A 21,221-nucleotide genomic window follows, 5' to 3' on the forward strand; every position below is an offset into this window, starting at 1 on the left:
AATTTATTGCAAACAGACAGTGAAAAACGAAGTGAGATAATAGCGACCGCTTAGCTAGTGTTGACCCATTCATAGGATGGACAAATGCTATACAGCTAGGCAGACTCACGTGTATAAATTATAACCGCAATACCAGTAAATAGTAACGTATCGTGTACCATTTCAGTTATCCAGCTTGTCTGCTTGCTTACAACGGCATGTTAAAATAACTTTTACGATGCTCGACACTTAAGCATCTTGAGAATTGAACATAAAGCGAGAAGCCCAAAACCAAACACTCTCAAACATGATAGATAATACATAATTTTTGCTTAGTTAATCTATAGCACCTTACGACATACATTTTATTGATGACAGGAAAACATAATGACTGCAAATCATACGACAGCTGAATCCAATACTCAAAGCATTAGCGCTCAGGCATTGACACAGTTCTGTGACGACTACTTATCTACCAGCGCGTTTAAAGACTATGCGCCAAATGGTCTACAAATCGATGGTGGACGCCCGATTCAACGTATCGTCACTGGTGTCACGGCTTGTGAAGCCTTGATAGATGCTGCCATCGCTGACAATGCCGATGCGATTATGGTACATCATGGATACTTCTGGAAAGGCGAACCTGCTACGCTCACTGGGATGAAAGGTCGACGCGTGCGCAAGCTGATGCAAAACGGTATTTCTATGATTGGCTATCATCTACCGCTTGATGCACACCCAATCTCTGGCAACAACGCAAAACTTGCTGACATGCTCGGCATGACGATTACTGGTGCGCTCTATCCTACCGAATCCCATCCTGTGGGCAATATCGCTACTTGCACACCTCAAAGTGCTGACGATCTCATTTCAACCATTACTCAAGCTTTAGGTCGCGCGCCATTACATATCTCAGCTGAGTATCATACAGACGCTTCTGCTCAGACAAATGGCAGGCTGATCGAACGTGTGGGTATATGTACAGGCGGTGCGCAAGACATGATTGAGCAAGCGGCTAGCATGGGCTGTGATGCGTTTATCTCTGGTGAGATATCTGAGCGTACCACACATAGCGCGCGCGAGCTTGGGATTGACTATTTTGCTTGTGGTCATCATGCAACGGAGCGTGGCGGTATTCAGGCGTTAGGAGAGATAGTCGCTCAAAAATTTGGTCTGCCAGTTACTTTTATCGATATCGAAAATCCAGCATAAACTAACCACTTAAAAAGCCATTTTAAACGGCTGTCATTGATAGAGAAAAGCTTATAAAGGAAATGGTAATTTAAAAGCCAAACTAGACTTGCTAATGCTATAGTCACACCATAAGCATAAAGTCTAGTTTGACTACTATTTAAACTTTGTTATTCTATTTTTGATTATTATGTACCAAATATCTGGAAAATTAACCGTTTATATCTCAATTGTTAAGTTTTATCGCTTTTTTCTTAATTCCACTTGAATAATGCAATTAGTAACCGCATATTACTACCCGTAAGAAAGAACGTTTTGTCATGAAACTTCCCATTATTACAGCTTCCGGTTATGGCACTAAAATAATGCTGGTAGTTGTTTAAGACTTTATCATGCTATATCAGTGATGAGGTTTTAAACCGCTACCCATTGAAATACTATGTTTGCACTATATATGTTAGCGGCATGGTATTTTTTATTTTTGGTGTCGCGATGACGGTATGACATAGTCAGTTTGATAGACAGCTATAAACTATCAATTCTGGTTATTTTGCTTACCCTCGTTGCTGGACAAACAACTTTAGTAGCCAGCTATCCTATTACTAGTAACTTAATATTAGTGATTCAAAGTATAGCCAGCCATCAAAGTTAGCATAGTTAAAACAGATAAATGTATTTGCCTCATTGGCAAAACTTTACATCAATGTTTCAAGCTATGTTTTTGTCTCAATAACTTAATCATGACCTTACCTATGTTTGATATATAGTTGTTTGGCCACTAGCCATATTTAGTTATCGATGAAGGAATCATCTGATTTATATCCTTCGCGTCGTTGTGCATTCAGTATTTTAAACCAGTACTTATAAACATGGTTTAGAATGCTCTTATGACATATCGATAGCTGGCTGACGACAAACTATCCCACTAACTCTTAGAGAGAGTACGCTAGTGGCGCTATAGTCAAACAAGATAGAGCGGCATTTATCCTATTAAAAATGCCACTCTATTTGAGATACGATATCGATATATGTCAATATTATGCACATATATTTATTCGTGTTTTTGCGGTAAGAAGGATGGCTAAAATCAGGAGACATCCATGCAGCGTATTACTTATCGTGTAAAAGTATCTGCGCAAGGGGCCAAACGCCGTATTTCTTATTTACTGCGTCCATCTAAACGCCTACTGAACACCAAAAGTAACATCGTTTCATCCGTTACCCCTATTTCGTCTAATCATTTTGCCAGAACCAAGAAGCTGGCACAAATCTCTAGCATCGCTCTACTCTCGTTGCCCGCTGAGAGTTTGACGACCATGAACACATCGGTACCAGCTTATGACAACGTCATGCTGGAAAACACCTTGACCATTGCTGCGGTGCCTGGCGATAGCACTTACTTTGCTACCGATGGCTTCCAACATGGTTTTGGGTTTGATCTGGTGCGCACTTATGCCGACGAGCTCGGTGTCGATATCAATCTAAAAGCCTATGCCAGTGAAGAAGCGGCGCTAAAAGCACTAAGAACCGGCAACGCTGACATGGCGTTGACTACGGCTAGCACCAAGCTAAAAAGTCAGCTGAATCTATCGTCTATCAATGTCAGCTGCGGTTATGACTCTAGTCTGACTAAGAACGGTCTACATCCTAAGGTAAGTTGGACATTTAGCTCATCCAATGATCCACTATCAAGAAAGGCCAGTTACTTTTTGTGCGATAGTATTAAGCTACAAAACACACAAAAACTTGCTGCGTTCTACAATCAAAACTTGCTTAAAGATGCCTATAGTCAGGATCACTTCCAGAGAACGTTGACAGAAAAGTTACCGGACTATCAGTCTTCGTTTGAAGAGCAAGCACGTAATTACAATCACGATTGGGAACTGCTGGTCGCGATGGGTTATCAAGAGTCACACCTTGATGCCAATGCTGTGTCGCCGACTGGCGTACGCGGGTTAATGATGCTGACCAATAACACTGCAAAAGCGATGGGCGTCTCAGACCGTGTCGATCCTTACCAAAGCATTGGTGGCGGTGCACGCTATCTAGAGCAAGTGAAAGCAGATTTCTCTGATGTGCCAAAAACTGACCGTATCTGGTTTGCCCTTGCAGGTTATAACATGGGTCCCAATGCGGTAAAAAGAATCCAACGTGAACTACGAGCTCAAGGTATCGATGATAAGAGCTGGGCGAATGTCTATGCTTATTTAGCAGACAATAGAGCGTCGAATAGCCGCTATGGTCAAGCCATGCACTATGTCAGTAACATCAGAAGCTATCTTGAGACTATTAAAACTCAGACTGTCTAGTCTGTAAATATTACTAGGCAATTTGCAAGCTAAACTTTCACAGTTATTTATTCTTGTTAAATAAAAAAAGCTGCTCTTATAAAGAGCAGCTTTTTTGTGCGATACGATTAATGATTAATATTAATGACGCCTTATGTAAACGGTATCCATTAATATCTTATTCATTAACGATTTGGAACTGTCAGACGCTGACCACGCTGCAACATCGTATCAGCGGCGATATTGTTCATATCAGCCAGCTCTTGTGTTGAGACACCATATTTGCGTGCTAAACCAATCAAGCTATCACCCGAGCCAACCGTGTAGCTTACTGTCGCTTTTGGTACTTTAAGCGTTTGGCCGCGTTGTAGTTGTGCATTGGTCGCTAGATCATTGGTCGCTGCCAAATCCTCTACCGATATGCCAAACTGACGTGCTAGAGCAATTAGGCCATCGCCAGATTTAACTTTGTAGCTTTCAGTGTTACCTAATTTCGTACCACTACTTGCTGAGCTACTATTGCTGCTACTAGCAGAGCTGCTGCTTTGGCTGCTACTAGATGCACTTGCCACACTGCCGCTAGCAGGGATGGTAATAGTACGGCCCAATATCAGATTCGAGTTGGTATTCAAGTTATTCGCTGATGCCAAATCACTTAAGCCAATATTGTAACGTTTAGCGACACCCGTTAGCGTATCACCTGATTTTACTTTGTAGCTGACCGCTTTGTCATTCAGCTGACGGTCAACCAACTCTTTAGTAGCAGGAACTTTAATCGTTTGACCACGTTGCAAGCGAGCCTTTGCATCAAAATTGCTATTTACTGCAGCCAGCTCCGTTGCACTCACTCCGATGCTGTTCGCAATACCAATCAGCGTATCACCTGATTTTACTTTGTAATTGGTGGTCGCGACCGAGCTTGAGCTGTTACTACTACTAGCACTTGTCGTACTTGTAGCATCGAAATCAACACTGGCTGGCACTTTAAGCGTCTGACCAACATATAGCGAACTTGTGCTGTTGATACCGTTGAGACTGGCTAAAGTATTTGTCGACACATTGAATTGACGTGCCAATGCAATTAATCCGTCCCCTGCTTTTACTTTATAGTTTTTGGTCGCAGTGCTTGATTTACTCGGCTTGGTAGAAGGCGCTGCAGGTGTCGTCGCAGGTGTAGTCACTTTACCCGGTATGAGCCATAGTTTCTGACCTCTGAGCAGATCAGCACGGCTGCTCAGGTTGTTATAGCTGGCTAGCTGAGTGACCGATAACCCAAAACGATTGGCCGTACCAATAAGCGTATCACCACCTTGTACAACATAACTGTCAGGCTGACTAGCGGCGGCGTTATTAGCAGTACTTAATGGCTCGATAGTCTTGGCGTCATATAGATATAACGTGCTGCCAGAGAGCAGATTGGCACTGGCATCTATCTGGTTCCATTCTGCGATATCACGCCAGCTAACCCCTGCTCGGCTCGCAATGTTCGAAAGCGTATCGCCACGTTTTACCGTATAAGTGGTACGAGTGCCTTGAGGTTTTGGCTTACTTACCGAGGTTTTAGCAAAGCTAAGTTTTTTCTCTGCGCCGCTCGCTTCTAAGATAGACTGCTGCGTCTGTACGGCTGATAGGTTAATGTTGCCATCAGCATTGATAACATTGGTCTCAGAAGTATTTCTACGGATCTGATTGGCGATGAAATCACGCTCTTCTTTGCTAAGCGGTGGCTCTTGGACAATCGTATTGTTCTGAGTAATTTGAGCTGAGGTAGTCGGTAGACTGTTACTGCTCTTAAGCTCAGCATTGATTTTGTTGGTCTCTGCTGTGGTCAGTGGTGGCTCAGTACGAGCTGAAGAATTGCCACTGTATACCGAGCTGCTAGTTGGCGTCGCAGATGGTGAGATATAGCTGGTAGTCTGCTGAGGTACACTTGCGCTAGCCGCATAATCAGCCAATGCGCTACCAGTAGATGGTAGAGATGAGGCAGTATATGGTTTGTTATTATAGCTTGGCGTAGTCGCTGTCGTGCTTGAGCTACCTGCATTGTTCGATGCAAGTACATTACCTGTACCGTTACCTCTGAGCCCACTTAATTTGGCATCGGCATTGAGGCTGACGTCGTTAGGAATGATGACACGCTGTGGACCTGAAGAGTCAACACGGCCTGATGTCAGTGCAGTATTTAGGCGCTCTAGCTCATCATAGCTGACTCCAGTCAACTGCGATACTTCCGCCAAGCTCACACCATAGTTAACTGGTACACTACGGAAATGCTGACGGTTAGCGATAGCTGGTAGATACACACCATACTGCTCAGGCTTGGCAACGATTTCGGCTACGGCTAAGAAACGCGGCACATAGTTCATCGTTTCAGTCGGTAGTTGAAGTGACCAATAGTCTGTTGGCAGTCCGCGCGCTGCGTTGGCATCGATTGCTTTCTGTACACGGCCAGGGCCAGCGTTATAAGCAGCCAATGCTAGCTCCCAACTACCAAACTGGTTGTGCAGTGCTGTCAAAAAGTCATAGGCAGCACGTGTCGATTCAATAACATCACGGCGACCATCATAAGTACTGCTTTGGTTCAAGCCATAAATACGGCCCGTACTTGGAATAAACTGCCATAAGCCCGCAGCTGCCGCACTACTCGTACCACTTGGATCGTAAGAGCTCTCGATAACTGGTAACAAGGCAAGCTCTGTTGGGATATTGCGACGCTCTGCCTCTCGTACCGTATGATAGATATAACGACTGGCACGTGCAGTTAGGCGATTTAGATAATCCTGTCTACTGGTAAACCAGCTTTTTTGACCTTCAATACGCTGATTATAGATTGGCTTACCACCATTCATGCGGTAGCCTGCGCGTAGACGATTCCACAAATCACCATATTGCTGAATAGCAAGCTGGTTACCTTCTACCATGGTCATGTCAGTGGCTTCTAACAAGTCAGCCAACTCATCCAAACTCTCTGCGTCCAAAAACGCAGTTGAGTAGTCTGCACTACCTGTATTAGCCCCTTGACTGGCAGGACTTTTGGTGATGACAGATGAGCTATTGGTCGCACCTTTGTTTTTTACCGCTGATGTATTGCTACACGCACTAATCAGTAAAGTGGATACCGCAAGCGTCAATGGCAACGCAATAAATGAGCGAGAGTGTGATAGCACAGTAGACATGATATTGGAGGTTTCCTAACGACAGAAATTAATAAGATAAAGTTGATGGATAGTATAGTATGCAATGTAAAGCAAAGACTAGCCTAATATAAAAGATAATAATAGACGCTCAAGTAGCCTATAAAATTAAGTAAGAACTGTTTAACCAACTAAAACCCTTTATAAGTTAGAATCTCAGCCAGTTAGATTAGCTATTGCTTATATGACTTATTGTATTTTGAGTCTTGCTTGATCGATGATGACTTAATTAATAGCCACCTGTGATACTGCGCGCAAGAGCACTGCATTACCAGTAGACAAGGTTAAGGTCACACGAGATGTGGTAACAAATGATACTTGCTGACCATTTTTTACCCAGCTCTCATTGGTCGTCACATTGGCTTTGGCTTGTGAACCAGTAATAACTACGTTGTCTACCGAAATATCATAGCGATAATTAGACGTATCATTCCAGCTGTTTTGAAGCAGCTTTAAGTACGCATCTTTATCTAAACTGGTAGACTTTCCTTTTCTAGATAAAGAAATAAGCGCGTCGTCCGATACTAGGCGCGATACCTGATTGATACTTTGGCTATTCGCTGATGCTTTCATTGCGGCGGCATAGTTCTGTACCAAATCTTCGGTCATAGTTGCCGCTTGTGCATTGATACTGATGGTGCTGGCTACTGCTACGATTGCAGTGATGCTGGCGCTTTTCACCAATAGAGCTAATAGCCTATTTCCCAATAATTTTTTCATGATAATCCTTAGCGATATTTTTTTCGTTAGTGTCATATAGTGACGATTAACGCTCTTTTATCATTTATTTTGGCAGTGTGTCTGTATAGATATATCTATATAAGTATACTCATATCATATGCCGAGCCTATCATCGAATTCTCACAGCCATGTGACACCCTGTGTAATTATTGCGAATAAAAACACAGGCTATCAAATCAAATACTCTTAACATTTTATGCTGCAGATTCTAGCCATAATAACTATATACTTTGTGGCTCTAGCTTGATAGTCAGCCCATAATGAGCTGACCATTTTTAAACCATCAATCTTTAGAACCATCAATACTTATGGTTAAACTGTCAACGTTATAGTTTGGCTTCATGAAGGCATCGTTAAAGCTTCGTTAGGACTTAGGTTCGTTGTTACTGTCTTCATATTGCTCATCATCGCTGAGCTTCATACCCAAACGCTCTACCCGTCTGTCCATCATCTGACGTGCCAAGGCCTGCATGTCTTCGACGCGGTCTATCTCATCGACAATTTCAAGACCTAACAATGTCTCAAACACATCTTCTAACGTTACAAGCCCTTTAACTTCACCATATTCGCCGACTGTAATCGCAATATGAATACGATTTTTTAGCATCAACTCTAACAAATCAAACAGCTTCATTTTAGAGAAGACAAAAGTGATGTCTCGTTGAAATTGCGTCAACGGCTTATGCATAGCATGGTTAACTTTAGCCAACAGCATGTCCGTTTTTAGGACAAAGCCTGTAATGTTATCCAAATCACCATCATAGATTGGCAAGCGAGAAAATGTCAGCTTCGGACGATCAACCAATAGCTCAGCGACGGTTTTATTCTCTTCGAATGCAAGCATCACTGACCGCGGGGTCATGATGTCTTCGACTTTAATCGCGCCAAATGCAAGCAAGTTACGAATGATACGTGACTCTAGTGGGTCAATTTGACCCGACTCTTCACCAATACTAGCAAGAGCAGCAAACTCACGGCGACTAAATGTTTGCGGCTCTTTACCGCGTACCAATAGTTTCGTCAGACGCTCTGAGAACCAAATTAACGGGTATAGCAGCATGATGATGCCACGAACGAAATAAGCAACCAAACCACTTAGCTGACGCCAGTAAACTGTACCCAAAGTTTTTGGGATAATCTCAGACAAGAATAAGATAGCAAGCGTCATGAGGGCAGAAAACAGACCAAACCACGCACTACCAAAGACGATTGTGGCCTGTGCACCAGCACCGATAGAGCCAAGTGTATGGGCAACGGTATTTAACGTTAAAATAGCAGCTAGCGACTGATCAATATTATCCACCTTCAGGCTTTTAAGCATTTCTGCTTTTTTTGGACTGGTTTCTTGCACATCCGCAATAAACGATGGCGTCATGCTCAGCAGAACAGATTCTGCTAATGAACAGACAAAAGAGACGCCAATAGCGAGTAAGACAAAAAATATCAATAAAGAAACGCTAAGCGCAGTTGGTGCTGCCGCCTCGCTGGATGTTGATACAGCACCAGCTGCCCACACTGCCTGCGGTAGCATAAGAATTGCCAATGCAGATAGTGCTGAAAAAGAAGTATAACCAAATCGAGAACTAGTAGTCATTCTCGGGGGAGGTTCTGCAGATGCGTCTTTACGATGAGCGCGCGGACGACATAAACGAGGTACAAACATAAAAGTGGTGAACAAGTTAGGTAACCTAAAAAGAGTAAAAGGAAGATAATGTCATGAGCAATTTATATCGATTTTTAGATTATCTTTAACAAAGTAATAAAAAATATCTGTCTATCGTATAAATAGTTACTCAAAGCTGATTTAATCGCTATTTCAAAGCCATACTATGCTTCAATAAGCCGTATTATGCTTCAATATATAGCATACTAAATCCATGCAATCATTGCCATTTGATAGTAGCATTGATGATACCATTTCACAATAAGTCACCATTTTTAAGTTTTTGTTTTTTGATGACTTTTATTGCCCTACTATTAACGGTTGTATGACGACATCTTTACTAGCCAATTCATGACAGCTATTTAAGCTGAGGCTTTATATGGGTTATCTGAATATAGTAAAAACATTGTTGTCCTATCCGTTGGCTGATAGTATGCCTTACGCTAAGAAAAACACGCTCAGCCTATGATTAACAGTTACCAAGTCTGGGATTTTTTGTTACTATGCGTCTAATTTTATTATTGTCTATGACTTACTGAGAGATATTATGAGCTTATTTATTCAAGCTGCCCATGCTGCACCAGAGACTGCAGGTGCTGCAGGTCTATTCGGTCAGATTTTACTGCCTGTTGCGTTTTTTGCGATTTTTTACTTCTTGGTCATTCGCCCGCAGTCTAAGCGTACTAAAGAGCACCGTGCCATGGTTAACGCATTGACCGTTGGTAGTGAAATCATTTTTGCTGGTGGCTTAATGGGTCGTATCAAAGCAATCGAAGGCGATTATGCCGTTGTGAGCCTAAACAACAATACTGACGTGAAAGTACAACGTGCTTCTGTTATTTCAGTATTGCCTGCTGGCACGATCGAAAGCGTCTAATGAGAATGTTCACTGGTTTTTATTAGTGAACATTCAATAGTCGTCACATTAATGAATGTAATGACTAAAAAATGACCGTATATAATTTACGGTCATTTTTCACTATTAACACAGTAAGGTAAAATTGCTATATAAATTAGGCTTACTGTTTAGATGTCCTATCTTTATCCAAGTCAGCCATATGATTTTTGGTGACCAGATAAACAGACATCTGTATTATTTGCTTTACTGTTTTATGCGTTACTATCATCGCGGATGATCGCAATGGTGCATGATGACGGCTGCTGAACATAGCACTCGACCGTTGCTATCGCTAACTTCCCATCTGCTAACTTGTGGCCTACGTCGCCAGTCGTTTATCAACTTAAAGAAGTGATTATGCAATATCCCGCTTGGAAATACTTACTAATTGCCGTCGTGCTACTCGTTGCCGGTCTATATGCTGCCCCCAACCTTTATCCTGACGAACCTGCTGTGCAGATTACGAGCGCAGCCGCAGGAACTCAGCTATCTGAAGGCATCTTAACCGAGTCTCAAAGCTTACTCGAAGAGGCAGGTCTAGATAACCACGATGGTACGTTTGAGGGAAACAGCGCGCTGGTACGCCTCAACAATCCAGTCGATCAGCTAAAAGCGCAAGAAGTGCTACGTCAAAACTTGGGCGAAGACTATGTCGTTGCCCTTAACCTAGCACAGACTACCCCGCAGTGGCTACGCGATATCGGTGCAAGACCGATGAAGCTTGGTCTCGATTTGCGTGGTGGTGTACGCTTTGTACTCGAAGTCGATATGGACAAGGCGCTTGAACAGCGTTTGACCAGTGCCAGTCGTGATATGCGACGTGAGCTACGTGCTGAGCGAGTAGCAATTAAAGGTATCAAGACCGAAGATCGCGGCGTGGTATTGCATTTTGCTGATACTGATACTCGTAACCGTGCCCAAAACGTATTACAAGGCTCAATGAGCAATACGTTTAACTTGCAGTCTTCTATTGATGATCAAGGTCCTGCATTGGTTTTATCGTATAACGATGCGACACTTGACGAAATCAATAGCTACGCGGTCAACCAGAACTTAACGACTTTACGTAACCGTATTGCTGAGTTGGGTGTTACCGAAGCTTTGGTACAGTCGCAAGGTGCTAGCCGTATCGTCGTTGAGCTACCTGGTGTACAAGATACTGCTGAAGCAAAACGTGTGCTTGGTCGTACTGCAAACCTTGAGTTCCGTATGGTGGCAGAAGACGCCGATACCTATACTGGCGGCATACCTCCAGCAGGTACAGAGGCATTCCCATTCGAAACACTCGATGGTCCTCCTGTATTGTTAGATCGTCAAGCGATTGTCACCGGGGACAAAGTAACCAACGCGCAAACTGGCTTGGATGAAAGCGGTCTACCTGAAGTAAGTATTACCTTGGACAGTGCTGGCGGTAAGCTTATGCAGAACGCCACACGTACAGCGGTTGGCCAACAGATGGCTGTATTGTTCATAGAAAACAAACAAAGAATCACTTACGAAGAAGATCCAGCGACTGGTGAGACGACTGAAGTACGCACACCTTATGCTGAAACCAAAGTCATCAACCGCGCCAACATTCAAGCGGTATTGGGTTCATCATTCCGTATTACTGGTTTAGATAGTAGTGCTGAAGCAGCTGAGCTTGCGCTATTGCTACGCTCGGGCGCACTTGCTGCACCGATGTATTTCGTAGAAGAGCGCACTATTGGTCCATCACTCGGTCAAGAAAACATTGATAAAGGATTGTTCTCTACGCAAGTCGGCTATCTATTAGTCTTCGCGTTTATGATTATCTTCTATCGTCTGTTCGGTGTGATTGCCAACGTTGCGCTAGCCGTTAACGTTATTATTATCATTGCGATTATGTCAATTTTAGGTTCATCACTTACCCTACCGGGTATCGCAGGTATCGTTTTGACCATTGGTATGGCAGTTGATGCCAACGTGCTGATCTTTGAGCGAATACGAGAAGAGATTGCCAATGGTGTGCGGCCAAAATCAGCCATTGTGGCAGGTTTCGATCGCGCATTTAGCAGTATTTTTGATGCCAACATTACAACCTTATTGGTCGCGTTTATCCTATTTGCGATTGGTACTGGTCCGATTAAAGGCTTTGCGATTACGCTAGCTATTGGTATTGTCAGCTCGCTATTCACCGCTATTTTGGTGACACGTGCACTGGTACAAATTGCTTATGGTAAGCGTAAATCCATCAAAAGTCTGAGCATCGGTTAGGAGAATATTATGGCGATCGATAATAACAACCCTTTAGAACAGCAGAATAATCCTGATCGAAATGGCTCAAACGGTGACACGACCAATGCAAGTACGCGTCGCCGTAACAAACCGCGTCGTGATGGTAAAGGTAGCAATACTAAAACCAATAACCCTACTACCGCAAAGTCAGGTAAAAGCTCTAGTCGTCGCGGTGGTAAAGGTCAAAATGCCGAAGACAGTCAAGCACTGTCTACCGCTGTTGATTCTGACGTAATATCAGGTGACGCCGCTGATGATGCCGCAGCTGTCGCTGAAGGTGGCATCAAGGCAGTTGGCAACCAACGTATCATTCCATTTATGAAGATAGAAAAGCCGATGGCACTACTATCTTTATTTATGGTGATCGGTAGTATCATTGCTATCGCGGTAAATGGTCTGAACTTAGGTCTTGATTTTACTGGTGGTGTCTCTGCTGATGTTCGTTATGAGCAGCCTGTTGAGCAAGTTGCTGTTGTACAAGCACTAGCAGACAATGGCTTCGATGATGCGGTTGTACAGTATCTAGGTACGCGTGAAGAGCTATTGGTACGTCTACCTCCTCAGTCTGATAACGTCGATGGACTAAGCGCAAATCTGACGCAAGCATTGGCACTACCTAGCAATACCGCTACGATTAGCAACGTAAATATCATTGGTAGCCAAGTTGGTAATGAGGTTTATCTAAACTCAGTCATGGCATTGGTGTTGGCACTGGTTTGTATGCTCGGCTATGTTGCCCTACGATTCCAGTTCAAATTGTCTCTAGGTGCTGTACTGTCACTGTTCCATGATGCCGTCGTAACCATCGGTGTATTTGCACTATTCGGCTTCCCCTTTGACCTGACGGTATTGGCTGCGGTATTGGCATTGATTGGTTATTCATTGAACGATACCATCGTTGTCTATGACCGTATTCGTGAAAACTTCCGCCGTGTTCGCGGAATTACGCCAGAACAGACGATTGATTTGTCATTGACCGAGACGCTACGCCGTACGATTATGACCATCTCAACTGTTCTATTGGTCGTACTAGCTATGCTCTTCTTGGGCGGTGATGGACTATACTGGTTCTCAGTAGCTCTGTTTATTGGTTTGCTTGCGGGTACTTACTCATCGACTTATATTGCCAGCTCGATTCCGCTGCGCATGGGTCTATCGCGTGATGACTTTATCGTAAAAGTAAAACCAGAGTTTGAAGAAGAAATCGTTACTTTCAACGATCCAAAAATGTTTGAGCAAGACAACGTTTAGTAAGGTATATTAGATGGATTAATACGCTGAAATAGCGTGTTATCACATTCTATATAATTACTGATTGCACAGATACAACGTTTAAATAAGAGCACCTGACTTATGAATAATGAGTCTAGGTGCTTTTGTCTTTATAGCTATTTTGTCTCTTACATTAAATGTACTGCCTTACAATTTTATTATTATTTAACGAATATACCTCTTTATCGTTCACGTATAAACGAGTCACCCATGTCAGCTAAATCCGCACCTTCTCACGCGATGCCACCTATTGACACAAGCTATAAGCGTATTGTCGCGATTGCATTGCCTGTACTGCTAGCCAATTTGGCCATGCCATTGCAGAGCGTTATTGATACGGCCATTGTTGGCAATATGAATGACACAGCGAAACTTGCTGGCATGGGTTTGGCCATACAGCTGCTGTCGCTATTGCTTGTTAGTTTCAACTTTTTGCAGTATGCATCATCTGGGCTTGCTGCGCAGGCATTGGGACAATTAGCTAATAATACTAGCAATGCATCAGCTGTATCAGTGCCCACGCCTTTGCTGTCTATCTTACAACGCGCGTTACTATTGGCCTTTGTTATCGGAGCAATATTACTACTTGCAAAGCCATGGCTGATTGATTTTGGCTTACAAGCACTATCAGCCAATCCTGAGAGTGGCCGCGCGGCGAAGACCTACTTAGACGTACGCTTTTGGGGCGTGATCGCGGAGCTGATGAATTTTGCATTTATTGGTTGGTTTGCAGGACAAGGTAAGACCCGTTATATGCTTTATCAGCAGGGCTTTATTGCTGTACTTAATATCGTACTGACTCTGTTTTTTGTATTTGTAATGCAGATGGGATTGGCTGGTGTCGCACTGGGAACCACTATCGCATTTTGGTTTGGGATAATGATGGCAGTATGGTTGAGCCGCCAATATTTAAAAGTATCGTGGTCTGTATTGTTCAAAGCGGATCGACAATATTTTACGAAAGAAAAAATGCTTAGGCTATTTTCTTTAAACAAAGATATCTTCGTACGTACCCTTATCTTAACGCTAAGCTTTGCTTGGATTACTCGACTGTCTGCGCAAAGCGGAGATGTCATACTGGCTGCTAACGCTATTTTATTGCAAGTATTAAGCATATCTGCCTTCGCTTTAGATGGCGTCGCTGTTTCTGCTGAAACGTTAAGTGGACAAGCTGCAGGACGTCGCGATTGGCCACGGTTTCGTATTATCATAAAGCGTACAGGCGTGGTTAGCTATGGCCTCGCTATGATGTTGAGCGCCATTTGGTGGCTTTCGATGCCTACGTATTTAGGATTTATGACCAATATTGAGTCGGTGTTTACCCTCGCCTATGACTACCATTTATATGCCGTATTATTGCCTCTTGTCGGGGTTGGAGCCTATTGGCTGGATGGGATATTTTTTGGTTTAACGGCTGGTAGTGTGATCCGTAATGCGGCGCTGATACTGGCTGCTATTTTCTTCCCATTGAGCTGGGTGCTCTATCAGCAATGGGATATGACTGGTATTTGGCTTAGCGTGTGGTGTCTATTATTATTAAGACTAGTCATCCTAGGTGGGTTTTTGTACCGTGCCAATCAGACTGACAGCTATGAAAAACTACAACCTGAAGCTTAGTTAATTTTATACTATGTTTGCTCTATCAATTTTCGATAGAACGTTTTTATTAAGCTCGTCTTTCACTTTTTAATTTTGCAGCAATACCGTTTGAATCAATAATTTTTATATCGATAGATTTATAAAAATATCATAAGAAAAATTTAGGATGTCATGTGAATACTCATTCAAATGAATTAAGCCATCAACATGAAAACCGCTACCACTGGGCTGAGGGCTTTAAGAAAAGCTTGCCAGTTGCTATGGGATATCTGCCTGCAGGTATTGCCTTTGGTGTACTCGCACAGGTAGCAGGTATCCCGATATGGGCAACGATTATGCTCAGTATCGTTCTCTATGCTGGTGCAGCTCAGTATGCTTGTCTGCCAATGCTGAGCGCTGGCCTACCGATTGGCAATATCGCCACCAATATTGCTGCGATTAATCTACGTCATGTATTCTATGGTATGCCGTTATTACAGTATTTACCAAAAAACAAGCTGGCCAAGACGTATTGTTTGTTTGCGTTGACCGACGAGACTTTTTCGATCATGACCAGCTTACCAAATGAGTCGCGACGAGCGCTGATACTTCCTATCAGCCTATTTAACCAAAGCTGGTGGGTGCTCGCGAGTACGGTTGGCGTAATGATTGGTAGTACGCTCAGTGACTTGGTGCCAAATTTAGATTTTGCGTTGGTTTGTCTGTTTGCAATTCTTGCTTATGAGCAATTTCAGAGTATCAAACGCTACTTCCCGATTGGTATTGCCGTGCTTGGCTTAATCATTGCTTCGCTATTTACCAGTGACTGGTTGCTACTAGTAGCCATCACTATCTGTATGTTGATGATTTTGGTACGTGGGTTTTGGATAGAGCGTCAAAAGACGGGAGACTCTTATGACCAGTAGTTATCTTATTTTTGCTACGCTTGCCATGGCAGCAGTGACCTTTATCACTCGTGCGCTACCCGCACTGATACCTAGAAAGCTACTCGATACACCTTGGCTACACCGATTAAATGAGAGTTTGCCATTATCAGTGATGGTACTGTTAATTTTAACTAGCCTCTCTTATCAAGACATATCGACGACTGTTGCTTTAAGCGACACTGAATTACATCTATTAATGGCACAAATCGGCGCACTTATTTTGGTATTGTTTATTTATCATATCAGCCGTCAGCTTTTGGTCAGTATGGTTGTCGGTATCGCAGCAATCAATGGTCTGTTTTGGTTATTTAGCAGTTTTTTAGGCTAAAACTGTTTCGCCCATTTATATAAACGCCAGCACCCTTAGCTATACTTTAAACATAAAAAAGCTAGATTTTAAATAGAATCTAGCTTTTTGTTATCTGAAAATAATGACTTCAATACGACTTAAAGTTCTTCCACACCCATCATGTCAACTGGGGTATCAGCCACTATTTGTACGCCTTTTTTACCCGTTTTGGCAGTATCGTTACGCTGCTCTTGCAGGTGATCGAGATACGCTTCATTGATCTGACCAGTGATGTAGCAGCCGTTAAATACCGCACAATCAAAACCTTCCACTCGGCTGTGTTTGGTGTCTTTTACTGCGTCAATCAAATCATCCAAATCTTGGAAAATCAAACGATCTGCGCCGATGATATCACGCACTTCTTCAACACTATTGCCTGAGGCAATAAGCTCGCTACGTACGGGCATATCAATGCCATATACGTTTGGAAATTTCACTGGTGGCGCAGCACTGGCAAAAAATACCTTGTTAGCACCAGCATCTCGTGCCATTTGAATAATTTCATGACAGGTCGTACCACGAACGATAGAATCATCAACCAACAGTACGTTTTTGCCTTTGAACTCTAGCGGCACAGCGCTGAGTTTCTGGCGAACTGATTTTTTACGCTGCTGCTGACCTGGCATAATAAACGTACGACCGATGTAGCGGTTTTTCATAAACCCTTCACGGTACTTGACGTTCATTTTTAGCGCCAGCTCCATCGCTGAAGTACGCGACGTGTCTGGAATTGGAATGACCACGTCGATATCGTGATCTTCACCCCATTCAGCAAGGATTTTATCTGCCAGTTTTTCACCCATACGTAGGCGAGATTTATAAACTGAGATATTGTCCATAATCGAATCTGGACGAGCAAAGTACACATATTCAAAGATACAAGGCGTGTATTCTTTTTGCTCGACGCACTGATGCGTATGCAGCTTATGGTTTAAATCAATAAAAATCGCTTCGCCTGGTTTTACATCACGAACGATAGTGAAGCCAGAACCTGTTAATGCAACTGATTCAGAAGCAACCATGTACTCAGTGCCGCCATTCGGTGCCATACGCTTACCAAAGATAAGTGGACGGATACCGTTTGGATCGCGGAACGCCAGTAAGCCATGACCCGTGATCAGAGCGACAACGCCGTAAGCACCTTCACAGCGTTTATAGACAGCTTTTACTGCTTCAAAGATATCATCAGCCGTTGGATGGGTTTTGCCTAGATTCTGCATCTCATGTGCCAGTACGTTTAACAGTACTTCAGAATCTGAGTCAGTATTAAGGTGGCGGCGATCTTCGATATACAAAGATTTGGCCAAACTCTCAGCATTGGTCAAGTTACCATTATGCGCAAGGGTAATACCATATGGTGAGTTGACATAAAATGGCTGCGCTTCAGCGCTGCTAGAAGTACCAGCTGTCGGGTAACGAACGTGACCGATACCAAACTTACCAACCAGTTTCATCATATGACGATTCATAAATACGTCACGTACCATGCCATTTTCTTTACGTAGATAGAGTCGCCCATCTTGCAAAGTGACAATACCTGCTGCATCTTGCCCGCGATGCTGTAGCATCGTCAAACCGTCATAAAGAATCTGATTGACTGGTTCGTGAGCTGCAACTCCAATGACTCCACACATAATAGCTATATCCTATTTTGACTCATACATTAGTACGACAATAACGGCAAACTTAACGACAGTATATTGCTAAAATCACTCACTGTCGCACGCCGCTAACCTGATGATATTGTAAGAAACTTAACGAGATTTTTCGATAATCTATGTTTGATTATCAATGACACGTGCAAACATTTAGAAGTATAAAAAGAAGTAAAATAATAGACAATTAGATAAAATAATAGGCAATTAAACAGTTACGACTGATTGACCTGATCCCAAGCCATGCCTAACACATCTGATACCAACGCCTTGCCCATCGGTGCATATGGCATTAGCTCTGGCGCTAGTACTGAGGTTTGCCACTGCGGCATCTGTACTAGCAATGGCGCACTGACGCTCAGTACAACCAAGACCATCAATACGTTTTTGGCAGCACCCAATACGCCGCCCGCCATTTTGTCCAAGACGCCCAAACGTAAGGTTTTGAGCACGCCTGAGAATACAAACGCCATCAGATGCATGATTGCCAAGATCGCAATCACTACCAATAAAAAAGCCATTGCCATCTGTAGTACAGGATTTTGTACGATACCCGTCAATTGGGGCGACACCACTCCTGCCAGCCTAGTAGCAGCGATAAGGGCGATAAACCAACCTACCAAGCCTATCGCTGTTTTAATCAGTCCTACTTGAAAGCCGCGCCATAAGCCAATCAAGACAACAATAGCAATCACAATATCTAAACCACTCATGCTCTACGCCTTATTACCTTATTTATTGGATTAACTTTCCATGGCATCGTAATAGCCACCGATTGCCTGAATGCAAGACTGCACCAGTCCAGGACCACGATAAATAAGCCCCGTATAGAGCTGTACCATGTCTGCGCCTGCTTCGATTTTTTTGATGGCTTTGGCACCACTATCGATACCACCCACGCCTATCAAAGCGACTTTACCATCTAACTGATCAGAGAATTGTTGCAAAATCTGGGTACTAATATGACTCACAGGACGACCAGATAAGCCGCCCATTTGGTCGCCATCACGCAAGTCTTCGACACCTATGCGGCTTAGTGTTGTATTGGTCGCAATCAAACCATCAATCTCAAAGTCTATTAATTGCTGCGAGATATAATCAACTTGTAATGGCTCTAGATCTGGAGCAACCTTAAGCACTAATGGGACATAGAAACCATATTCAGTAGCCAACTGACTGTGACGGTTTTTAATCGTATCCATCAACTGAGTCAGTGCTTCACCACTTTGCAAATCACGTAAATTTTTGGTGTTTGGCGATGAGATGTTGACCGTGATGTATGAGGCATGCGGATACACACGCTCTAAGCAATACACATAATCATCGGCGGCTTGCTCTACCGGCGTATCGGCATTTTTACCAATATTGATACCGATATTGCCTTTGTATTTACAGCGTTTGACATTCTCGATTAGATAATCAACGCCTTCATTGTTAAAGCCCATACGATTGATAATTGCGTCTGCTTGCTTGATTCTAAATAGTCTTGGCTTGTCATTGCCTACTTGCGGTCTTGGCGTGACGGTTCCTACTTCTATAAAACCAAATCCCAACTCAGCCAGCGCATCAATATAATCGCCGTTTTTGTCCAAGCCTGCGGCCAGACCAACTGGGTTAGAGAACTGCAAACCCATACAGTCTGTTGGTTGCATTGACTGACCATACGCCAAGCCTAAAACACGCGCTTTATGCGCTTTATCCAATAAAGATAGCGTCATCTCATGGGCGTGTTCGGGATCCATATTAAACAAAAAAGGACGAAGTAAGGCATAAGACATAGTGATGGCAGACCCTGCTTGGAAGAAATAGTGAATAAAAAATGCGAATGAAATCGGGCGCAGCGATTATATCAGCTTAACAGAAATAAGAGCAAAGTTTCAGTCGCTAAATTTCTACATTTAAGCAGTAACCAATGCTGATGAGTCTCTGCTAAATAACGATAAGCTGCCGCTTTCTAAGCTAAAGACATAGCACAAAGGTACTATTAAACGTCTACGGTACTGGACGTCCATCAGTTAACGCAATCCAACCACGTATAATGCGATATAAATGCCAGATAAAGGTAAAGGTCATAATGAGCAAACCAAGACCAGCTAATAATATTGAGCCAATAACAATATTGCCACTATCCGCCAATAAGCTAACGCCAAAGCCGCCTAGTGCAAAGGTAATCAAAATAATGCCAATGACGAACCAAACGATACTGTACCAAAAGGTCTTGATTTGCCAATCGAAATGCGTGGCTAACCATGACCCATTAGCATCATGGCGCTTAGCATAGTTCATGACAATCGGCACAATCCACAATAGACCAGCGGTAAAGTAGCTGATCACATATAAGAAATAAGTGATGTGGTTATAAGTAATTAAAGAACGGCGCTTATCGTTGCTCATACTGTCCCGCATTATGTGAGGTTTTCCTTACTGGTAATATTTTTGTTCGATAGTCATATGATTAACTATTTAATGGAGCCAGATAAATGGCTTTTCAATGATACCAACGATAAAGCATTATTTTGCTGTCGAGGATTGAGTGTCGAGTACTAAGTATACAGTGATATAAGTATCTAAAATTTCTGACATAAGCATCTAAAATATTTATCACAAAATGATGCATTTTAAGAAGTGACCGTTGCTTGTACCTGTATAGATTTATTGGTCAGGTCTTGCTGCATAGATAGCTGTATAAATTGCCAACCTTGCTGTTCAAGCTTACCCAGTGCAGTGCTGACAACCGCTTGACTAGGATGCGTAAAGCTCAGCTGCACTGCATCACCAGTCGCAACCACCTGAGCACCTGCTATACCTGAGTTATTGAGCAGCGCATTGATACGACTAGCAGGCGGCATATCAACCTCTCCAGTAGCGTTGTTACCAGAATTCAATGCACTACTATCAATATTACCTGCTTGAGCACGCAACCAAAAATAATCCGCCACTTGTTCCTGATAGTCACTCTTACTATCGCTCGCTGCTTGATGAACGCTATAGCCACCATAGCCGCCAATAAACAACAGTAAAAATATAGACAATATAGCTAATGCTAGCTGATCACGGGGAGGCAATGTTTGCCAGCGCGTCGTGAGTATATTTTGATAATTATTCATACGCTCTGAGAATACATGAGCCTTAGTACTGGTTGCAGAGACCGCTGCATGACGTTTGGTACGGCGTTGTAATCGTTTCATGTTTTGACCTTTATTACCAATA

General features: G+C 43.0%; 16 protein-coding genes. 8 read left to right on the top strand and 8 right to left on the bottom strand.

Annotation, left to right across the window (positions count from 1 at the left end; translation table 11 throughout):
* Positions 1-366: 366 nt before the first annotated feature.
* Entirely contained in the window at positions 367-1,191 is an 825-nt protein-coding gene (locus ACI2IW_RS00790) for a Nif3-like dinuclear metal center hexameric protein (protein WP_404692323.1), read from the top strand.
* A 1,079-nt stretch (positions 1,192-2,270) separates the two neighbouring features.
* On the top strand, positions 2,271-3,479 hold the full coding sequence (locus ACI2IW_RS00795) for a transglycosylase SLT domain-containing protein (protein ID WP_404692324.1): 1,209 nt from the start codon (positions 2,271-2,273) through the stop codon (positions 3,477-3,479).
* A 164-nt stretch (positions 3,480-3,643) separates the two neighbouring features.
* On the opposite strand, the gene ACI2IW_RS00800 is transcribed toward ACI2IW_RS00795, so the two are convergent.
* The 3 genes from ACI2IW_RS00800 to ACI2IW_RS00810 all read right to left on the bottom strand — a co-directional run bounded on the left by ACI2IW_RS00800 (position 3,644) and on the right by ACI2IW_RS00810 (position 9,056).
* The gene (locus ACI2IW_RS00800; RefSeq protein ID WP_404692325.1) at positions 3,644-6,634 is read right to left on the bottom strand and encodes a LysM peptidoglycan-binding domain-containing protein; all 2,991 of its coding nucleotides are present in this window, start codon (positions 6,632-6,634) and stop codon (positions 3,644-3,646) included.
* A 243-nt stretch (positions 6,635-6,877) separates the two neighbouring features.
* Entirely contained in the window at positions 6,878-7,372 is a 495-nt protein-coding gene (locus tag ACI2IW_RS00805; protein ID WP_101205368.1) for a hypothetical protein, read from the bottom strand.
* Positions 7,373-7,757: 385 nt separating this feature from the next.
* The gene (locus ACI2IW_RS00810; protein ID WP_102090979.1) at positions 7,758-9,056 is read right to left on the bottom strand and encodes a CNNM domain-containing protein; all 1,299 of its coding nucleotides are present in this window, start codon (positions 9,054-9,056) and stop codon (positions 7,758-7,760) included.
* Between the two features lie 547 nt (positions 9,057-9,603).
* Here ACI2IW_RS00810 and yajC point away from each other — a divergent pair.
* The 6 genes from yajC to ACI2IW_RS00840 all read left to right on the top strand — a co-directional run bounded on the left by yajC (position 9,604) and on the right by ACI2IW_RS00840 (position 16,335).
* Positions 9,604-9,933, top strand: coding sequence for a preprotein translocase subunit YajC (gene yajC / locus ACI2IW_RS00815; protein ID WP_057759529.1), 330 nt, complete (start codon positions 9,604-9,606; stop codon positions 9,931-9,933).
* A 378-nt stretch (positions 9,934-10,311) separates the two neighbouring features.
* The gene (secD, locus tag ACI2IW_RS00820) at positions 10,312-12,189 is read left to right on the top strand and encodes a protein translocase subunit SecD (protein WP_101205370.1); all 1,878 of its coding nucleotides are present in this window, start codon (positions 10,312-10,314) and stop codon (positions 12,187-12,189) included.
* Positions 12,190-12,198: 9 nt separating this feature from the next.
* Entirely contained in the window at positions 12,199-13,461 is a 1,263-nt protein-coding gene (secF, locus tag ACI2IW_RS00825) for a protein translocase subunit SecF (protein ID WP_102077945.1), read from the top strand.
* 231 nt (positions 13,462-13,692) lie between these two features.
* Positions 13,693-15,099, top strand: coding sequence for an MATE family efflux transporter (locus ACI2IW_RS00830; RefSeq protein WP_404692326.1), 1,407 nt, complete (start codon positions 13,693-13,695; stop codon positions 15,097-15,099).
* A gap of 155 nt (positions 15,100-15,254) precedes the next feature.
* Positions 15,255-15,986: an AzlC family ABC transporter permease gene (locus ACI2IW_RS00835; protein ID WP_160020848.1), complete on the top strand. Its 732-nt coding sequence runs from the start codon at positions 15,255-15,257 to the stop codon at positions 15,984-15,986.
* The gene (locus ACI2IW_RS00840) at positions 15,976-16,335 is read left to right on the top strand and encodes an AzlD domain-containing protein (protein ID WP_201572597.1); all 360 of its coding nucleotides are present in this window, start codon (positions 15,976-15,978) and stop codon (positions 16,333-16,335) included. The genes ACI2IW_RS00835 and ACI2IW_RS00840 overlap by 11 nt, the downstream gene beginning before the upstream one ends.
* Positions 16,336-16,454: 119 nt before the next feature.
* Here the strand turns inward: ACI2IW_RS00840 and purF are convergent, their stop codons facing one another.
* From purF to gspM, 5 genes are all read right to left on the bottom strand, one after another.
* A complete protein-coding gene (gene purF / locus ACI2IW_RS00845; protein ID WP_101205374.1) occupies positions 16,455-17,990 on the bottom strand; it encodes an amidophosphoribosyltransferase in 1,536 nt (511 codons plus the stop codon).
* A gap of 236 nt (positions 17,991-18,226) precedes the next feature.
* Positions 18,227-18,724 (bottom strand): CvpA family protein, encoded by a 498-nt coding sequence (locus tag ACI2IW_RS00850; protein ID WP_057759516.1) that lies wholly within the window; start codon positions 18,722-18,724, stop codon positions 18,227-18,229.
* Positions 18,725-18,754: 30 nt separating this feature from the next.
* On the bottom strand, positions 18,755-19,789 hold the full coding sequence (locus tag ACI2IW_RS00855; protein ID WP_404692327.1) for a quinone-dependent dihydroorotate dehydrogenase: 1,035 nt from the start codon (positions 19,787-19,789) through the stop codon (positions 18,755-18,757).
* Positions 19,790-20,003: 214 nt separating this feature from the next.
* The gene (locus ACI2IW_RS00860) at positions 20,004-20,405 is read right to left on the bottom strand and encodes a DUF4870 family protein (RefSeq protein ID WP_404692328.1); all 402 of its coding nucleotides are present in this window, start codon (positions 20,403-20,405) and stop codon (positions 20,004-20,006) included.
* A gap of 224 nt (positions 20,406-20,629) precedes the next feature.
* A complete protein-coding gene (gene gspM / locus ACI2IW_RS00865; protein ID WP_404692329.1) occupies positions 20,630-21,199 on the bottom strand; it encodes a type II secretion system protein GspM in 570 nt (189 codons plus the stop codon).
* Between the last annotated feature and the right edge of the window lie 22 nt (positions 21,200-21,221).

The organism is Psychrobacter sp. NPDC078501 (genome assembly GCF_044900935.1).
Classification (GTDB): domain Bacteria; phylum Pseudomonadota; class Gammaproteobacteria; order Pseudomonadales; family Moraxellaceae; genus Psychrobacter.

Bases quoted from the DNA above. Each gene is read 5' to 3' on its own strand.
- ACI2IW_RS00790 (WP_404692323.1), top strand. From the start codon at position 367: ATGACTGCAAATCATACGACAGCTGAATCCAATACTCAAAGCATTAGC.
- ACI2IW_RS00795 (WP_404692324.1), top strand. From the start codon at position 2,271: ATGCAGCGTATTACTTATCGTGTAAAAGTATCTGCGCAAGGGGCCAAA.
- ACI2IW_RS00800 (WP_404692325.1), bottom strand. From the start codon at position 6,634: ATGTCTACTGTGCTATCACACTCTCGCTCATTTATTGCGTTGCCATTG.
- ACI2IW_RS00805 (WP_101205368.1), bottom strand. From the start codon at position 7,372: ATGAAAAAATTATTGGGAAATAGGCTATTAGCTCTATTGGTGAAAAGC.
- ACI2IW_RS00810 (WP_102090979.1), bottom strand. From the start codon at position 9,056: ATGTTTGTACCTCGTTTATGTCGTCCGCGCGCTCATCGTAAAGACGCA.
- yajC (WP_057759529.1), top strand. From the start codon at position 9,604: ATGAGCTTATTTATTCAAGCTGCCCATGCTGCACCAGAGACTGCAGGT.
- secD (WP_101205370.1), top strand. From the start codon at position 10,312: ATGCAATATCCCGCTTGGAAATACTTACTAATTGCCGTCGTGCTACTC.
- secF (WP_102077945.1), top strand. From the start codon at position 12,199: ATGGCGATCGATAATAACAACCCTTTAGAACAGCAGAATAATCCTGAT.
- ACI2IW_RS00830 (WP_404692326.1), top strand. From the start codon at position 13,693: ATGTCAGCTAAATCCGCACCTTCTCACGCGATGCCACCTATTGACACA.
- ACI2IW_RS00840 (WP_201572597.1), top strand. From the start codon at position 15,976: ATGACCAGTAGTTATCTTATTTTTGCTACGCTTGCCATGGCAGCAGTG.
- purF (WP_101205374.1), bottom strand. From the start codon at position 17,990: ATGTGTGGAGTCATTGGAGTTGCAGCTCACGAACCAGTCAATCAGATT.
- ACI2IW_RS00850 (WP_057759516.1), bottom strand. From the start codon at position 18,724: ATGAGTGGTTTAGATATTGTGATTGCTATTGTTGTCTTGATTGGCTTA.
- ACI2IW_RS00855 (WP_404692327.1), bottom strand. From the start codon at position 19,789: ATGTCTTATGCCTTACTTCGTCCTTTTTTGTTTAATATGGATCCCGAA.
- ACI2IW_RS00860 (WP_404692328.1), bottom strand. From the start codon at position 20,405: ATGAGCAACGATAAGCGCCGTTCTTTAATTACTTATAACCACATCACT.
- gspM (WP_404692329.1), bottom strand. From the start codon at position 21,199: ATGAAACGATTACAACGCCGTACCAAACGTCATGCAGCGGTCTCTGCA.